The 16,528-nt window shown below is 37.7% G+C and carries 14 protein-coding genes and 1 pseudogene; 3 read left to right on the forward strand and 12 right to left on the reverse strand.

The annotated features are described in order from the left end of the window. Positions 1-13: 13 nt before the first annotated feature. On the forward strand, positions 14-268 hold the full coding sequence (locus Q3Y49_RS03810) for a cytochrome C oxidase subunit IV family protein (protein WP_303270918.1): 255 nt from the start codon (positions 14-16) through the stop codon (positions 266-268). 485 nt (positions 269-753) lie between these two features. On the opposite strand, the gene Q3Y49_RS03815 is transcribed toward Q3Y49_RS03810, so the two are convergent. From Q3Y49_RS03815 to Q3Y49_RS03840, 6 genes and pseudogenes are all read right to left on the reverse strand, one after another. Continuing rightward, complete coding sequence (locus tag Q3Y49_RS03815; RefSeq protein WP_303270919.1) at positions 754-3,897, reverse strand: cytochrome c biogenesis protein; 3,144 nt, start codon at positions 3,895-3,897, stop codon at positions 754-756. Then, positions 3,897-5,231: an alginate export family protein gene (locus tag Q3Y49_RS03820; protein WP_303270920.1), complete on the reverse strand. Its 1,335-nt coding sequence runs from the start codon at positions 5,229-5,231 to the stop codon at positions 3,897-3,899. The genes Q3Y49_RS03815 and Q3Y49_RS03820 overlap by 1 nt, the downstream gene beginning before the upstream one ends. Before the next feature lie 22 nt (positions 5,232-5,253). Further along, entirely contained in the window at positions 5,254-6,747 is a 1,494-nt protein-coding gene (gene nrfA, locus Q3Y49_RS03825; protein ID WP_303270921.1) for an ammonia-forming cytochrome c nitrite reductase, read from the reverse strand. Positions 6,748-6,752: 5 nt separating this feature from the next. After that, a complete protein-coding gene (gene nrfH / locus Q3Y49_RS03830) occupies positions 6,753-7,400 on the reverse strand; it encodes a cytochrome c nitrite reductase small subunit (protein ID WP_303270922.1) in 648 nt (215 codons plus the stop codon). Between the two features lie 104 nt (positions 7,401-7,504). Further along, positions 7,505-8,194 (reverse strand): anaerobic ribonucleoside-triphosphate reductase activating protein, encoded by a 690-nt coding sequence (locus Q3Y49_RS03835; protein ID WP_303270923.1) that lies wholly within the window; start codon positions 8,192-8,194, stop codon positions 7,505-7,507. Then, a pseudogene (locus Q3Y49_RS03840) lies at positions 8,187-10,490 on the reverse strand (ribonucleoside triphosphate reductase). The gene Q3Y49_RS03835 and the pseudogene Q3Y49_RS03840 overlap by 8 nt, the downstream one beginning before the upstream one ends. Positions 10,491-10,862: 372 nt before the next feature. Between Q3Y49_RS03840 and queD the strand changes: the two are divergent. Together queD and Q3Y49_RS03850 are read left to right on the forward strand one after the other, a co-directional pair. Then, positions 10,863-11,273 carry a 6-carboxytetrahydropterin synthase QueD gene (gene queD / locus Q3Y49_RS03845; RefSeq protein ID WP_303270924.1) on the forward strand — a complete coding sequence of 137 codons (411 nt, stop codon included), beginning with the start codon at positions 10,863-10,865 and terminating at the stop codon, positions 11,271-11,273. A gap of 38 nt (positions 11,274-11,311) precedes the next feature. After that, a complete protein-coding gene (locus Q3Y49_RS03850; protein ID WP_303270925.1) occupies positions 11,312-11,746 on the forward strand; it encodes an RrF2 family transcriptional regulator in 435 nt (144 codons plus the stop codon). Positions 11,747-12,092: 346 nt separating this feature from the next. Here Q3Y49_RS03850 and Q3Y49_RS03855 read toward each other — a convergent pair whose 3' ends face one another. Genes Q3Y49_RS03855 through Q3Y49_RS03880 form a run of 6 tightly spaced genes read right to left on the reverse strand, consistent with a single transcriptional unit; the run spans position 12,093 to position 16,479 of the window. Further along, entirely contained in the window at positions 12,093-12,557 is a 465-nt protein-coding gene (locus tag Q3Y49_RS03855; protein WP_303270926.1) for a hemerythrin domain-containing protein, read from the reverse strand. A 1-nt stretch (position 12,558) separates the two neighbouring features. After that, positions 12,559-12,954, reverse strand: a complete 396-nt coding sequence (locus Q3Y49_RS03860) for a group III truncated hemoglobin (protein ID WP_303270927.1) — start codon at positions 12,952-12,954, stop codon at positions 12,559-12,561. Then, positions 12,954-13,376, reverse strand: coding sequence for a cytochrome C (locus Q3Y49_RS03865; RefSeq protein ID WP_303270928.1), 423 nt, complete (start codon positions 13,374-13,376; stop codon positions 12,954-12,956). Before Q3Y49_RS03865 ends, Q3Y49_RS03860 begins: the two co-directional genes overlap by 1 nt. 5 nt (positions 13,377-13,381) lie before the next feature. After that, on the reverse strand, positions 13,382-13,663 hold the full coding sequence (locus Q3Y49_RS03870; RefSeq protein ID WP_303270929.1) for a hypothetical protein: 282 nt from the start codon (positions 13,661-13,663) through the stop codon (positions 13,382-13,384). Further along, complete coding sequence (locus Q3Y49_RS03875) at positions 13,660-14,688, reverse strand: cbb3-type cytochrome c oxidase subunit II (RefSeq protein ID WP_303270930.1); 1,029 nt, start codon at positions 14,686-14,688, stop codon at positions 13,660-13,662. The genes Q3Y49_RS03870 and Q3Y49_RS03875 overlap by 4 nt, the downstream gene beginning before the upstream one ends. A gap of 12 nt (positions 14,689-14,700) precedes the next feature. Further along, on the reverse strand, positions 14,701-16,479 hold the full coding sequence (locus Q3Y49_RS03880; RefSeq protein WP_303270931.1) for a cbb3-type cytochrome c oxidase subunit I: 1,779 nt from the start codon (positions 16,477-16,479) through the stop codon (positions 14,701-14,703). Positions 16,480-16,528: the final 49 nt, after the last annotated feature.

The raw sequence follows: 16,528 nt of genomic DNA on the forward strand, positions 1-16,528 counted from the left end.
TAAACGCTAAAAAATGAAAAGATTAACTTTTGTATATATCGCATTGATAATTTTAACAATCCTAAGCACCTACCTTTCCGGTATGGAAATAAGCCAAATGTGGATTCCTGCAGTCCTTGTCATGCTGTTGGCCGTATTTAAATTCATTTTAGTGGTTTTGGAATATATGGAAATGCGTCAAGCACATGGTATCTGGAAATTCGGTGTAATATTTTTAGCTGTAATTTCCGCAATGATAGTGGGGATTTTTGGAGGGGTTCAGCTTTAGATTAGAAAAATGGTAGGGGCTAGAAAGTTCGGATTAGCAAGGGAGTTTGTTTTTTCTCCTTGCATTATTTTGTATACTACTAAAATAGATAAGAACGTCATCCCTGCGCAGGCAGGAATCTATTCATTTTAACCAAGGGTTAAACTATTAAGAATGCGTTTTAATGTATTAAAATTAAATCTATTTAAAGAAATTGTCAGAATGTAGATTATTGAAATGAAGTTTCAATAGAATAGATCCCTTTCTTCAAAGGGGTGACGCACGGAATGTAATACTGAGAATAGTTGCTGTCAAAGTGCAGGAAATTTAAATTTTTCCTTCTCATATTTAGGGACAACCATAAGCGAGGGAAAGATTATTAAGTTAATTCAAATTCATTTTATTACAGAATATTTATAGAATCCTTTGCTTAATGGCATTAAGCACGAACTTTCCAGTTCGTGCTTTCTTCTGAATTTCAAAATAGACTTCATTTTTACGAGTATCTAAGTAGTCACATTCAACTTCTCCTGAGATTTCATTTGCCTGTGTCGGATAACAGCCCCCACAGATATTATCAGTAGAATACCAACACACCAATACACCCAGTTAGGTACAGGAACTGGGTCACCCTTGGCATAGGAATGTAATCCTGACAAGTAGTAATTCACCCCGAAGGATGTCATTATGATAGAGGAAAAGGCCCAAACAGTAGCTAAATTGAAAATCAGATAGTCTCTTAAATTGGGAATTAGTCTGATATGCAGCACTATGGCATAAACAATCACAGAAATCAGTGCCCATGTTTCCTTTGGATCCCAAGCCCAGTACCTCCCCCAACTTTCATTAGCCCAAACACCTCCTAAGAAAGTACCAACTGCCAATAGAAATAAGCCAATCGTGATCGACATTTCGTTAACAATGGTGAGTTCTTCCATGCTTTTCCACCATTTTGCTTGCGGGTCTTTGGGTTTAAAAATCAATAGAATGAGACTTAACAGTCCAATTATAGCCGATAAAGCTAGCGGTGCGTAACCACTTACGATTATCGCCACATGAATTTTCAGCCAATAAGAATTCAAAACAGGCATTAGATTGGTAATTTCGGGATTAAGCCAATCCAGAAAACCTACAAACAATAATGTTCCAGAAAATAAAAGACCCAATGGCAATGTAAATCGAGATTTTCTTGAAAATAGTAATCCAAAGAATAATACCCCCCATGCTACAAAAACAAGCATTTCAAAACCATCACTCCACGGTGGATGCTTGGCGATATACCAACGCAAACCCAAATGAAAAGTAAATACCAACAAACCGATCCAGCTTAAAACTGTTCCTATTTTCCAGCTTATTCGAACCGCTTTTTTATCCTGAAAGAGTAATACTATTGCTAAAACAAGCATCACAATTCCGATGAGCCAGAATGGACCAAACAATTGGCTTCCTAAGTTTAATTTAGTGTAAAGGAGCTCCCCTTTAATTTCCAAATCAGAAGGGTAAACCTCTTTACCAATCTTTTGCTGGTAAAGACTGATGTAGTTGAGTGCCTCATCTGCTCCTTCCCAATCTTGCTCTCTGATGCCTTTATCTAGGTTTTGTAAATACAAGGGAATGATATTCTTGACAAATCGTCCATCTTCTTCACCAAAACCCTGATTAAACTGATTTTTAGTAAACCAGGTGTTATTTTCATCATTTTCTAGCGGGAATAGTCTGAGGAAATCACCAGACAATAAAGCATAAAAGATATTGAATCGTTCATCTGTTTTTAAGAGTTCTTTATGACCTTCATTTCGTTCGGAAGGCTTCAGTTTATTGGCTTTTTCTACCAGATGATTTAATTTATAGGATCCATCTTCTGCTAAAAACTGCCTAAAACTTAAGCGATCAGTTGGCTCCAGTCCCAAGGCGTTAAAAGCTTCTAATGATTTCTCTTGATCGATTTTAATCAATGGTAAATTTCCATAGGTGACAGGGTCAAGTTGAACAGCTAGCAAAAATTGCTCTGGAGTCAATTCTATAGTTCCATCTTTTAATGGTACTGGCATATAAGTTTTTCCGCTCAGTTTACGAACAATTTCATGAGCCAAAGTATTGAGCGGTTTCATTCGCCCGTCCATATCTTGTACAATCAATTCCCCATATTCATCAGCCTTTTCTTTCGGCACTACAGAGTGTTCAATAGCGGATTGGTCTTGCGCATGCAGACTAAAAAGACTTAAGCAGAAGAAAGCTATAAGCAGACTTGCTTTTTTCACTCCAGTATCTTTCATTTTGTTAAGCTTTTTATTGAGTAAAGCAAAGCGACTTCTCTTCGCAAACAGGGTTAAGAGCATTCCTAAAGTCAATAATGTATAGCCTAAATATGTGATATATGTACCCGGCCTATCTTGATTAATGGAAAGTACGGTTCCCATCTCATCTGTATCATAAGAAGCTTGGTAAAATCGATATCCAGCATAGTCGAGCACATTGTTCATATAAATTCGGAAAGGGAAACTTGTTTCACCATCCCTCACCTCTACTTCACTAGCATAGCTGGCAGGACTTCGGCTACCCGGATAACGCTCTAACTGGAAATCAGAAAGGTAAACACTAAATGGAAGTTTCAAGGCTTTAGGACCATAAGTAATGGCATAATTCTGGCCCTCATACTCGAACTTCGTCCAGTCAGGTTCAATACTAACAACATGGACGAATGCATCGGTCAGCTTATTTCCTTGCTTATCCTCCACAATTAAGTGCGCTACATCCACCATATTTTCAGCCTTCTTTTCGTCCTCTTCAGGTTCATAAGTCAAGGCTGAGTTTTCATTAATAGATTTCACCAAAAATGCTCCACCATCCCACTGGTACAAGCTCATATACTTTAGAGGTCGTTTTTCATTTTTATGCAAAGTGCCCATTTTTTGAGTGGACATTTCCATAATTGTCAAGTGTTTCGCAGATTCAATCATCCACTCTCCCTCTTCTTTAAATATCTTTACATCAGATTGAGTTCCTTTTTTGGTTGCGATTGCAATATCCTCAAGTTTAATCTTCTGACCTTCTTTCAGCAAAAAATCCTCTCTGCCTTCGCCCTTGGTTACAGCCAGCGAAATATAGGTGTTATCTCCTTCAATAAAGCTTTCCTTTCCAGCAGCAATGTAATCAGCAATTTTTACTTTTAATTCTTGGCCCGCCAGTTCAACGTTAGTTTCAAAAGGGCTAAACGTTTTAGGCGTGAAGGCCACTTGTTCATTAAAATAGTGCGATTTTTCATGATTGAGCGCTTCCAGTTGCAAATATCTTTCATTACTATAGAAAGTACTTTCTTCCTGTTTTTCACGAATGTGAATCATACCTTCCTTACCGAAATAGCGCGTGATGCCTGCACCCAGAACGATAATTACAAAGGCCACATGAAATAAACCCACCGGCCACTTTCCTTTGCTGAATAATTTATATTTGTTGATGTGTGCCAGAAAGTTAACAGCCATCCAAACGATAATAAGCTCAAACCACCAGGCTTCGTACACTAAAGCCCTGGCAGTTTCAGTTCCATGATCATTTTCAATAAAAGTAGCCACGCCCATTGAACTGGCAAAAGCCAATAACAATACTAAAGTGACTTTAGTCGATAATACTATTTTTAAAATTTTGTTCATTAGAATAAAACTCCTATAAATCTATTTTTCATTGTGGGCCTAAATATGAACATCACATAAGCCCAGTTTTGTGTATTTTTATACGCTGTTTGTCCTTGCAGAAATTCAAAAGTATCAGATGCGAAGATTTGGCTATACCCTCCTTGAATAGAAACTGCTCGGTTTAAGATATAGCCGAAAGATAAATCTATCTCTGTGCCTAAATATTTACTTAACCGCTGAATTCCAACTGGAAGCACTGGATTCATAGGTACAGGCTCCGCCTCGCTATAAAAAACATGCCCGTCCAACTGCGTGAAAAATTTAGGATTGAACTGATACCTTCCTTTTAAATAATAATCCTGCAAGCCTACGCTATTTGCAAATCTTCCGCCCACAAAAAACAAATCCATATATCCATTATGCGCATGATTAGTTCCGTAAAGTGGATTAAAGGAATTATTCTGCTCTGTAGAAATATTATCGGTTCCGCTGATAATTTCAATACCCAATGTTGCTTTGAAGCTGCTGCCTTTTTCAGTATTTGAATTCAAAGTTTGAGTGATTTGTGCGCTTACATCAAAAGCATTAACATCTCTGTCGGAAACATCCTTTCCCGTCTGATGGTAGTAAAAACCTGAAAGCAAAGTATTACCCAATTGATACTTAATGGTAGGTAAGCCAATGGTTTGGCTGTAATTGACCTGATCATTAATCACGTTCCCTGCAGCATCTGATTCAATAAACTGTCGTCCATCATTCCAAAAAAGAGCCGAAAGCTTAAAGTCACCCCACTGGTTTTCATATCGTAGCATTTGAGCTACTTTATATTGGTTGGGATTAAAGAACAGATTTCCAGAAAGAGATTGCCCATCTTGGTTAAATCCTCCACCAAAGTGGATTTTCAACTTTTCCTTTTCGTACTTGATGAGAGCAAAATCATGAGCACGGGCTTGCAAAGCCCAATCTAAATTTCCCAGAAAGCGCGCATTATCATAATTTAGTTCTTGCCTTCCTAATTTTATTTTCCAATAATCACCTAAAGAAGTTTCTGCCCAAGCTTCATGCAAGGATAAAAAAGGGTCAGTGGCTTTGGTTTGAGGAGTATTGCCCCAGGTCCGAACATCCTGTATGCTCGCATAAAAAGTAAACCCATCCATCTCATATCGAGTCTGCAATCGCATCCGATGCGCTATAAAAGTCGCTGGATCTTGGCCTACCCCAATTAATCTACCTTCTCCATTTCGATACTCTGCTCGTTGAACTATTTGCCCATCAACTGAAAATTGAGCGTAGGAAAGCTGTGCGGAAAAAGCCAGAATCAGACTTAATCCGAATTTTAATATATTTTTCATAATCAATGGTTTTTTGGATCGGCTATTTTGAGCCCACTTCAGTTACATTCATTTTTGCTTCTCTTTCCTTCCCTTCTTTCATCCATTTTGGTACAATCTCCTCTAGAAATTTTTCTTTATTATATCGTTCTTTTTCTATATCTATTCCTGTATATTTTTGGAGCGCTTCTTTACTGTTAAAATCAGGCATTTCAACATCTCCAGAATGACCTAAAGAATTGAGCAACTGCATTAATTCTATTCTAGACTCCATGATGATTCTTGTGGCTGAAGTTACAATTCTACTTGTTTCCAGAGGGGCATGAAAAGCAGCACCATGAGAGGCTACCGAATAATCCCATCTCCATTGTGCATGTCGAATACCTTTTTGAATTTCCTTCATTTGCTCTTCAGTAGCTCCTAACTCCCAAGCTTTTCCTGCTTCTATATGTGCTTTGGCTATTAAGGTCTGCAATTCAGAAGTCCCCTCCTTTATTTTTCTTTGACGTTCGTAAACATCATCAACCAGATCAGAAACTTTTTCTCTGTGGCAGACAAAGCATGAATTCTCTACATTTTCCAAAGGAGATCCTATGTGGTGATCAGTGAATTTCTGTCCACCTTCTGATTTGTAAGGCATATGGCAATCGGCACAACTCACACCACGCTTGGCATGCACCCCTTGTTTAAATAATTCATAGTCCGGGTGTTGCGCTTTAAGCATGCGGGTTTTACTAATCGGATGCACCCAGTCGGCAAAATCTGTTTTATCATAATAAGCTTCTGCTGATTCTACATCCATTCCATCCTTCCAAGGAAAGGTTAGATATTTGGCTTTTTCTTTACCTGGCTTGTCCTTATCAAAATAATATTCTACATGGCACTGTGCACAAACTAGCGAGCGCATTTCTTGATGTGAAGCATCATTGATATTTTTCCCCATAGCCTCGTATGCTTCAATTAAAGCAGGACGAGTGATCGTTAAATTCATTGTTTTAGGATCGTGGCAATCTGCGCAACCAATCGGATTTATCACCTGGCTTCCTAAATCAGAGAATTGCTTACTGTAAAACTCAGTAACACCAATTTCGCTCATTAAACGAGGAACATCAGGACTTTTACAAGTCCAGCAAGTACTTGGCATTGGCCCGTCCCCCTCCTTCATCGGTGCTCCAGTTCTGAGGGTTTTCAAAATGTCGGTTACGGCATAAACATGACCTCGTGGCTGATTGTAGTCTTTGCCAAATCCGTATCCTGCCCATAATACCACCAATTCCGATTGCTTATCAAGGATATCTGCAAATCCACTGGTGTTATACATGCTTTTGAAGGTGGTATCGGCCGTCTCCATGTAGGACTGATATTGTCTTGGGTAATTCAGACCCCATACAGAGTCTCTAGGCTCAATGCCTTCAATTTCTACCTTTGGCTGATAGGCAAAACGAGCTTCCGCTTTTCTGTCTATTACAGTATATGCCAACATTGCGATTAGAAAAACTGCAATTGCAGTGATCCCAAAAAGTATCCAGTTCTTCATGGTATTTAAGGTTTAGATTGCTTTGATTTTTGTTCTTTCAATGACTCTTTAAGCCAGCTTGGAATAATTTCCCTCTCTTCTGGTGTATGTAGTTTAATAGGCTCGATTTGATGTCCTACAGAAGATAAGCTCTTCACTCTCCCGTGAGGAACTTCCCTGTGACATTCCCAACAAGTTCTGTCTGTTCTATTTGAATGATGATTCTCCACAAAACCAGTCATTTTCGCATCGGTCACTTGAGGTTCATGGCATCTGATACAATTACTTTGGATAACGGCACGAGAAGGCTCTAGAGCTGTTATTACTTCCGGCTCAGCTCTCATAGTAAATACAGAAGCATGATATAGTCCATCTTTTGCTTTAAAGAAATATTTATTGAAGATATTATCGTGTGGTACATGACAATCATTACAGTGGGCCACCTCGCGGTGAGAGCTATGATTCCATGTGATGTATTGGGGCGTCATAATGTGGCAGTTAACACATGCCTGTGGGTCATCGGAAAGATAAGACACAGCATTACTTATTTTAAATAAGTAAACACCTAAGCCAACCAAAACAGCAAAAGAAACTATCGCCACTTTTTTCCATTTAGGGTCAGGTTCCAGGCCAATTCTGGTGAGTAATTTTTTTATTGGTTGTAGAATATCCATGTTTAATTGCCTTCTAAAGCAAAAGTATCAAATATATCTAAATGAGATTGTGACATATGTCATTAAATTAACTGTTTATATACAAAAAATCAAATTTTTAGATATCAGATAGTTTTTCTCATTTGTACTTTTACTTCGGGGCTGGAGAATTCTTTGTCAAATTCTGTTATGTTAGAATCTGACATTACTTCCAAAATCTCACTGTTATTGGTGAAATGCTGTAGATAGTAATTACCACGATAAGCCCTTTGTACCAAGTAATTTCTCATACTTAAAATGTCTTCAGCTTTTAGTTGGGCAGAATGAACGGTAGTTCTCACTTCAAAAGGCACTTTATGTTCTACTAGAAAAGACAAGCTTTGCTCAAATGGCGTGAATAAATTTGATTTTGTGATCGATTGAAATTTTTCAGCTGTAGCCTTAAAATCTAGGGCTACATAATCAAGCGTATCATTTTTATAAAGTTTTTTTAATACTTCAGGTCTGCTTCCATTGGTGTCGATCTTCACTTTCATCCCCAAAGCTTTTACCTCCAAAGCCAAATCAATCAGCGATGGATGAAGCGTACATTCTCCTCCACTCATGACTACCCCATCCAAAAGTCCTTTTCGATTCCTTAAAAATTGAAGTGCTTCTGCTATGAAAATCTCCCCCTTTCCTAAAACGATATCTGGATTATAGCAATAGCCACACCGCATATTACAGCCTGCAAACCAAATGATGCAGGCTGTTTTATCTGGATAATCCAGAAGTGTAAAGGGGGTGATGTCATATATGGGTGTTGCCTTACTCATTGAAATGCTTTCGTTCCTTGTGCTCTCCTTTTTTGCCAATGTTAAAGCTCTCTACCGGGCGATGATAGCCCATTACCCGTGTGTAGACTAAACATTTCGTCCTTAATTCATCACTTATCTCTGACTTTGCTGCTGTTTTTACTTGTGCTTCCATTTTCTTATTCTTTTAAAGTTTAAAAATTACTAATTAAAGTTCGGCCTCTTCTGTTTCTAATTGCTCTTTTAAAATATCATCGCATTTCGGACAATATTCATGCTCTCCGGTTAAATATCCGTGGGTTGGACAAATACTAAAAACCGGAGTTACTGTAATGTAAGGGAGTTTGAAATTGGTCATCACTTTCTTAACCAAATTACGACAAGCTTCCGCAGAGCTAATTTTTTCGCGCATATATAAGTGTAAAACCGTTCCTCCTGTATACATGCATTGCAAATCATCCTGTAGCATTAAGGCTTCGAAAGGATCATCTGTATGACTGGCAGGTATTTGCGAGCTGTTCGTATAGTAAATATTATCTTCTATACCAGCTTGTAATATCTCAGGGAAACGCTTCTTATCCTCTTTGGCAAATCGGTAAGTGGTCCCCTCAGCAGGTGTAGCCTCCAGATTATATAAATTGCCTGTTTCTTCTTGATACTGCTTCATTCTTCCCCTGATAAAATCGAGCATTTCGGCAGACATTTTCATCCCTTGATGACAAGTGATATCGTGCTGATCATCAGTGAAATTCCTGATCATTTCATTCATACCATTTACCCCAATGGTAGAAAAATGATTTCTGAAATGAGTTAGATAGCGTTTTGTATAGGGATAGAGCCCTCGGTCATACATTTCCTGGATAAATCTTCTTTTTTTCTCCAAGGTCGATTGAGCGATGTTCAAGAGAAAGTCAAGCCGCTCATACAAAGCAGCTTCATTCCCTTTATACAAATAACCCAGTCTCGCCATATTGATGGTTACTACTCCAATGCTTCCGGTCATTTCCGCACTGCCAAAGAGTCCATTACCCCTTTTTAATAACTCTCTCAAATCCAATTGCAACCGACAGCACATGCTTCTTACTGCATTGGGTTTGTAGGCTAGTGGATTTTCAATTCTGTTCCCGTCTTCATCATGAGTGTACTGACTACCAATAAAATTCTGAAAATAAGAAGAGCCAATTTTAGCTGTATTTTCAAAAAGGACATCTGTGTTTTTACCATTCCAATCAAAATCCTCAGTAATATTCACCGTAGGAATCGGGAAAGTAAAAGGCTGCCCATTGGCATCACCTTCCGTCATCACGGTATAATAGGCCTTATTAATCATATCCATTTCTTCTTTGAAATGTTGATAGGTCAATTCTTCCATTGATTTTACCCCTCTAGCTTGGACTTTCTGTTTCAAGATTTCATCCTGAACATTTAAGAAAAGATGTTGGTCTTGTTTAGTAGGTATTTGTTGACGTAAATCTTCAGGTACCACCCAATCAAGTGTTATATTGGTAAAAGGAGATTGTCCCCAGCGAGCAGGAACGTTCAAATTATAAACGAAACTTCTAATTCCTTTCAAGACCTCTTCATAGGTCAACTGATCTTTGAAAACATAAGGTGCAAGGTAAGTGTCAAAAGAACTGAAGGCCTGAGCTCCTGCCCATTCACTTTGGAGAATACCTAAAAAGTTCGCCATTTGACCAAGCGCTTCCCGAAAATGATTGGGTGGTTTGCTTTCTACTCTAGCTCTTACGCCATTGAAGCCTTCATTTAATAGTACTCTTAAACTCCAACCTGCACAATAGCCGGTCAAACAATCCAGATCATGGATATGGATATCACCATTTCGATGGGCGTAACCTTCTTCTTTATTATAAACTTTATCCAACCAATAATTAGCAATTACTTTACCCGCCACATTGTTAACCAAACCTGCATTGGAATAGGAGGTATTAGCATTGGCATTGATTCTCCAATCAGCTTTGCCAATATATTCATCTATAGTGTGAGTACTGTCTACCCAGGTAGTATCGCAGCTTACTCCCTCTTTTTTGTTTCTTTGAAGTTTCCTTGTATGCCTATATAGCATAAACGAACGCATTACCTCAAAATATCCGAATTCGAAGAGTTGTAGTTCAATAATGTCTTGAATTTCTTCTACTGCCCATGTGGTCTTTTCTTCTAGCTTCTTTAATACAGCTTTCAGAATATCAGTGTCATATTCGGCACCTATACTTTTGAATCCTCTTCTGATTGCATCTTTAATTTTATAGTGCTGTAGGGGCTGGTACTCTCCGTTTCTTTTGATGACATAATTTTCCATATTGATTCGCTTCTTTGCTGTTTTATTTAAGGATAAATATATCCGAATATAAGTGCGTTAATCGCATAATTCAAAGGATGTATTGGTCTTTATTTATCCACAAAAAGCACAAGAAAGCAAGCAATTTTCGAAATGAAATACTCTTTACACACTCTTATTCAGTTATTTACAAATGCTTGCTTCACCTGCTTCATTAAACACAATAAGCAAGCAAAGAAGAGAAGCAGGGGGTTATCCACATTGTCTAAAAATAGTTTATGATCAGATTTCGCAATATTATTAGCCTTCGGTTTTATCCGAAAGCCAAATATTTCGGACAAACATATCTTTTATTAAATCATATTAATACCTTTGCTGATATTTTCGATTTTTATGATAAGTATCACTAAAGAATTCAGTTTTGAAGCGGCTCACCGCCTTAGCAATCACCCGGCAGCTTGCAAGCATATACATGGTCACTCCTATCGATTGTTTGTAACAGTTTCAGCTCAAGAAATACAGGAGGATGACATGATTATTGATTTTAAAGAATTGAAGCAAATTGTCGATGAGAAGGTGCTTAAAACGTTCGATCATGCTTTGGTCTTAAAGAAGAATGATGAAAACGCCAGAATATCCAGGGAAATCAAGAGTACAATCTTTTGGATGGAAAATGAGCCTACCGTAGAACGATTGCTAGATTATATAAGAAAACAAGTTCAGGATGCATTACCCACACCGGTGTTCTTGAAGAAGTTGAAGTTACATGAAACAGCAAGCTCTTTTGGAGAATGGGAAAAATGAATTTACTTTTATTACTTATTTAATCTAAGGAAGAAAAAATGTTTTCAAAAACATGTGAATACGCAATAAGGGCAACTATCTACATTGCCAATAGAAGTAAAGAAGGCACCAATGTTGGTTTGAAAGATATATCAAAAAATATTGATTCACCGGAAGCATTTACTGCCAAAATTTTACAAAAATTGGTAAAAGATGATTTGGTATCTTCTATCAAAGGGCCAAACGGTGGATTTAGCCTCAGCCAAAAGCAGCAAAAGGAGGTATATCTAATAGACGTAGTCCGTTGTATTGACGGATCACATACTTATGACGGTTGTGGATTAGGTTTAAGTCAATGCTCAGAAGAAAAACCATGTCCAATTCATTATCAGTTTAAAGAAGTGAGAACAAGACTCAAGCGAATGTTGGAAAACACCAATATGGTGGCTTTGCTTGAAAAATTGGAGAGAGGAGAGACTTTTTTAAGGTTGTAAATTTTGGTACTCAAATACTAAAAGAGATAAATAGCGTGTCTATTATGTTTATTTCTTGCTTTCTTTCTGCTGCTTTATAACTAGATCAAATCACTTTAATCCACTCGAGCAACACCCCTGTGGTCCCTCAAGGGGACAGTCGCACAGATTTATATCAGCAGGAAATAATAAGTTTTATCACTATTTTGTAAATTTTCAATCAAAATATTTGAAGAAATGATGTGAATTCAAAATATTGTGAAAATGTAATTCGTGCGTATCCCGCGCCAGCTGGCGGGGCGAAGGGGGGTGTCAAAGCCTTAATAGACTTCATTCATCAGTTTATCCCAATTATAGGTGCACCCTTTTAAACCCAAAAAACATCATCGGTATTTTCTTCAAATTCGCCTGAAGCATGGTGGAGTTCAATGGCTTTGAGTTCACCGGCAGTGGCTATTTCTTGTACTTTCTCAAAGAGGACTCTCTCCTCAAAGCGGATATGTTTTTCCAGTTCTTCTTCTAGCAGACTTAATGATTTTAGGGGTTCTTCTTCATTTTCAAAAAGTCGTTTGAGTCTTCTGTGTTCTGATAAGGCTTGTTTCACGAGTTCATCTTCATTACCCAACACAGGAAATATATACTTCTCCTCCAATTCAAAATGAGGTAATACATGTTCCTGATAAAACCAATCAGCATACTTTTTCACCCTTTCGGCTGAGACCTTATTTTTAAAAGCTGTCCTAATTTTCCAGCAAAGTAACAGTGAGTGGTGATGGTCGCGGCTCACTGGTTTCATTTCTTCTTTTCTTCTAAGTGGCTTTCTTTTCTCCATTTTACTGTATTGGTTTTTCGTTGGAATCTTTATAATACTGAATTTTAAAATTAAACATTTCTGCCATTTTTCCGGCTCTCCATTTTGCTTCTTCTGCAACATCTCCACTGAACAATTCATCTACAGTAGCAGTAAAAAGTGTTATCCAACGTTTAAAATGAGCTGTTTCCACCGGCATATTAGCATGAGGTGCAAATGGACTTCCATGGTAAGTATGCTCCTCTAGTAAAACTGTTTGCCAAAATCGATACATTTTCTGCAGATGTTCAGGCCATTGGTCTTTAATTCTTTCGTGAAAGATATCTTTAAGCATTTCATCTTGTCTGACTTTTCCATAAAAAGTATCGACCAACAATTTGATGTCTTCTAAATCTTGAATCTTTGCTGAAGTGTCCATTAGAAAAATGAGTTATATAAATCCGAATCCCAGTACATTATGAGATAAAACAATGCAAAACCAATAAATGCTATCACTATAGCCCAAACCCATGCGGGAATAGCCTTGGGTGTTTCAGAGCCTTTAATTACAAACTCATCATTGGTTTCGCTTCCATAAGCATTAATAGTAATGGAAGTTGTACTATCCACGATTTCGTGATTCTTTAGGCCAATTACCGATATTTCAGGCCCATTTTTAACTTCAAATGGAATCTCCTTTATTCCTTCAACACCACTAGATGATTTAGCAACAATCTTAAGCTTGTGCTTACCATCGGCTATTTTTGTTGTATCCAAATCAAATTTCACTGGAGGTTTAAAAGACCCAAAAGGCTCATTTTCATCATCCAAATAAACTTTCACTATTCTTTTATCTTCCATCCTAATTATAGGTTATCAATGACAATATTCTTAATGTGTGATTTTGAGTTTTCTTTGGGTTTGATCAGATATTTCAAGCTGTAGATCAGTGTAAACCCAACAATTATTACAGCGCCCCAGCTAATAACGTAATCCCAAACGGCTGTAGGTCCTTCTCCATGCGTTACATTCTCTAGTCCTGCAGGCTGATTTTCAGCGCAAACATCGCATGCCAAGGCAGTACCAGTATTCATAAAAAAAATGAAAACTAATACCAGCAATTTGGTCAGTCTTGTTTTCGTTTTCATAACTCTTTACTTTTTGCTTCTTCCATGACCATATCTCTAATCTTCTTCACTTCTTCTTCGGATACTTTAGGGGCATCATTGCCCCAAGCACTTCGTTCGTGACTAGCTATTGCCGCAATCTCCGCATCCGAAAGTTGAGTTGCAAAACCAGGCATTTGCCCATAATCACTTCTGGCATCGTATCCTTGTAATATAATTTTTATTAATAATTCTGGATCTTCGTTTGTCACTACAGAACTCCCTTTTAAAGGAGGAAATGCCCCTTTGAGACCTTCTCCATTCTGTTGGTGACATGCAGAACATGTCTGACTATACAACTGCTTGCCATCTATTCCTGTATCATTTTCATTTCCTCCAACATCTGAGGTAGTAGAGGACTTAGAAGCTTGTTTTTTAGCTGGAATAAAATCTTTTGCAGATGGTAGTTCAGTTTGTTTTAAGGATTGCATATAAGCAATAAGATTATTCACTTCTTCGGTGGCAACTACCACCTTTCCTTTCTCTTTCAAAAATTCCGATGGTATATCTACAGCTTCATCCCCATCACGCATCTCATCTTCCTCTTTATGGCTAAATAAATAGGAATAAGAAGGCATAACGGATTCTTTTACTACGATACGAGGATTATAGAAGTGCAAAAGATGCCAACTAGCTCCTGGCTGTCTATTCCCGATACTAGTTAAATCTGGCCCAGTACGTTCACTTCCCAAAAGGGAAGGAGATTGTTGCCAAGCATTCATTCTTTGCTTGCTGTAGTAGTAATCTGAAGGCATGGATGGGCGCGAGCCCCAAACTTGATCCATTTCGATGTTTCGCACCTGCTGCGTATGACAAGCTACACAACCTTCCGATATATATATTTGAAGTCCTTTGATCGCCTCTTCACTCAATTGCTCTTGTTGAGGCAGTGGTTCAACATCTTGCATTTGGTAGGAAGGTACTATTGCAATGATAGTACTCAGAAAGACAAACACTAGGAGTGCAGTCAATACTAATTTCCTATGATCTTTATGAAAATTAAACATGTTTAGTCTAGTTTATCCTTTTAATTTTATACTGCTATTGTTACTTCTAGCCATTATATAAAAGTTGTAAGCAAATATGATATGAGAAAGAAACATTAGCGTTCCCCCAATTGCTCGCCATACCCAGTATGGTTTCATTAGAATGACAGACTCAATAAACGATTCGCCTTCAATCCAACTTAGGCCTTTTAATGTACCTCCAACCATTAGTGAAATCATGTAGGCAAATAAACCGATGAACGCAAACCAAAAATGCGCTCCCACTAATATTTGAGGAGGTTCGTTGCCTGTTACTTTAGGCACTATGGCGTAAATTGATGCCCAAAGGAAAAAAGCAATGATCCCATACATAGTCATGTGAGAGTGAGCCACATTAAAATCAGTAAAATGCCAGACAAAATTGGTGAATCTAAATGCCTGAAAGCTGCCCTGAGTTGAGCCTACAAAATAGAAGACAACGCCCACTAAGAAAAATGGGAGTACATAACTTTTTGAAATCTGTGCCCAGGAACCTTTCATTGTCAATAGAAAGTTAGTGGTACCTGCCAAGACAGGAATAAACATTCCGGCACTAAAAACGATCGCAACTGTTTGTAACCACCAAGGCAAAGGACTGAATACAAAATGATGAGTCCCGATTAAGGTATAGAACAACATTTGAGTCCAAAAAGCAAGAACCCCTAAAGAATAGGAATAAATTGGTTTATTTAATGCAGCCGGTAGATAATAATAAACCAACCCCAATGTAAAAGTCATGAACCACATGCCTACGCCCTGATGCATGTAGTAGCCTTGGGTAATAGTTTCGCCTAGACCATCCTGATAAAAAGGTAAATATCCAATAATGGCTAAAACAGTTGTCCAAATCAATGCCGCTAAAATAAACCAGTTTGAAATATAAATCTCTGATATTTTCCTACTGGCAACTGTTTTATAAAAATTGAAAAACGTAATAATCAAGCCAATTGCAAATAATGACATAACCGGCCATACATATTCTCTGTACTCTCCACCGCCATTGTTAAGACCGGCCATCAATAAGATATTGCCAATAATTACACATAGATTGATGAGGATGAAAGCTATATATGCCAATTTAACACTATGAATTTTTGTGTTTGATGTTCTGGCAATAACAAAATAGGCCAGCCCTATCATAGTAAGAGAAGACCAACCCCAAAATACGGTATTGGTATGAACTGGACGTAGTCTGCCAAAGGAAAGCCATGCTACTGATTCCATATCGGGCCAAATGAATTTCATTCCCAGGTATTGCCCGATCAGTGTACCAAAAATCAACCAGAATGTCCCCGCTCCCAAATAATAGAGCACTACTGTTTTTAAACTTTTAGGCGTTTCTATGCTGAGACTAGTCTTTTTCTTTTCTTCAAAAAATAAATTTTCAGGATCATCATAAATTCTTTTGATTAGAGCCCGTTTGTCAGAAACGCTCATTTCAGAACCCAATTCATCCCCCTTTAGCATGTTTTTCATTGCTGATTTTCGTTCAAGAAGAATTTTATCAATTTCAGGCTCCTCTAAATTTTTCAACTCATTTAGAATCCGCTTTCGCTCGATAGCCTTATCTTTCTTATTAAATCGATTTACAAAACCATTAACCCTACCAATGAGGATAATAATGGCTAATATCAACACTACTATAATCAAAAATATTGTCCCAATAATACCTGGGCTAAAATACCAGTCCTCCGTACTGACTGATTCTTGTTGAGCCAGTGCTAGCAAGGGAGAGAAAATCAAACTTAAAAAGAGCAAAATACTTTTCTTCATTATATTAATTTTATATTTCAGATATTTTTATCGTAAATAGGTTCAAATT

It is taken from the genome of Marivirga harenae, assembly GCF_030534335.1.
GTDB lineage: Bacteria > Bacteroidota > Bacteroidia > Cytophagales > Cyclobacteriaceae > Marivirga > Marivirga harenae.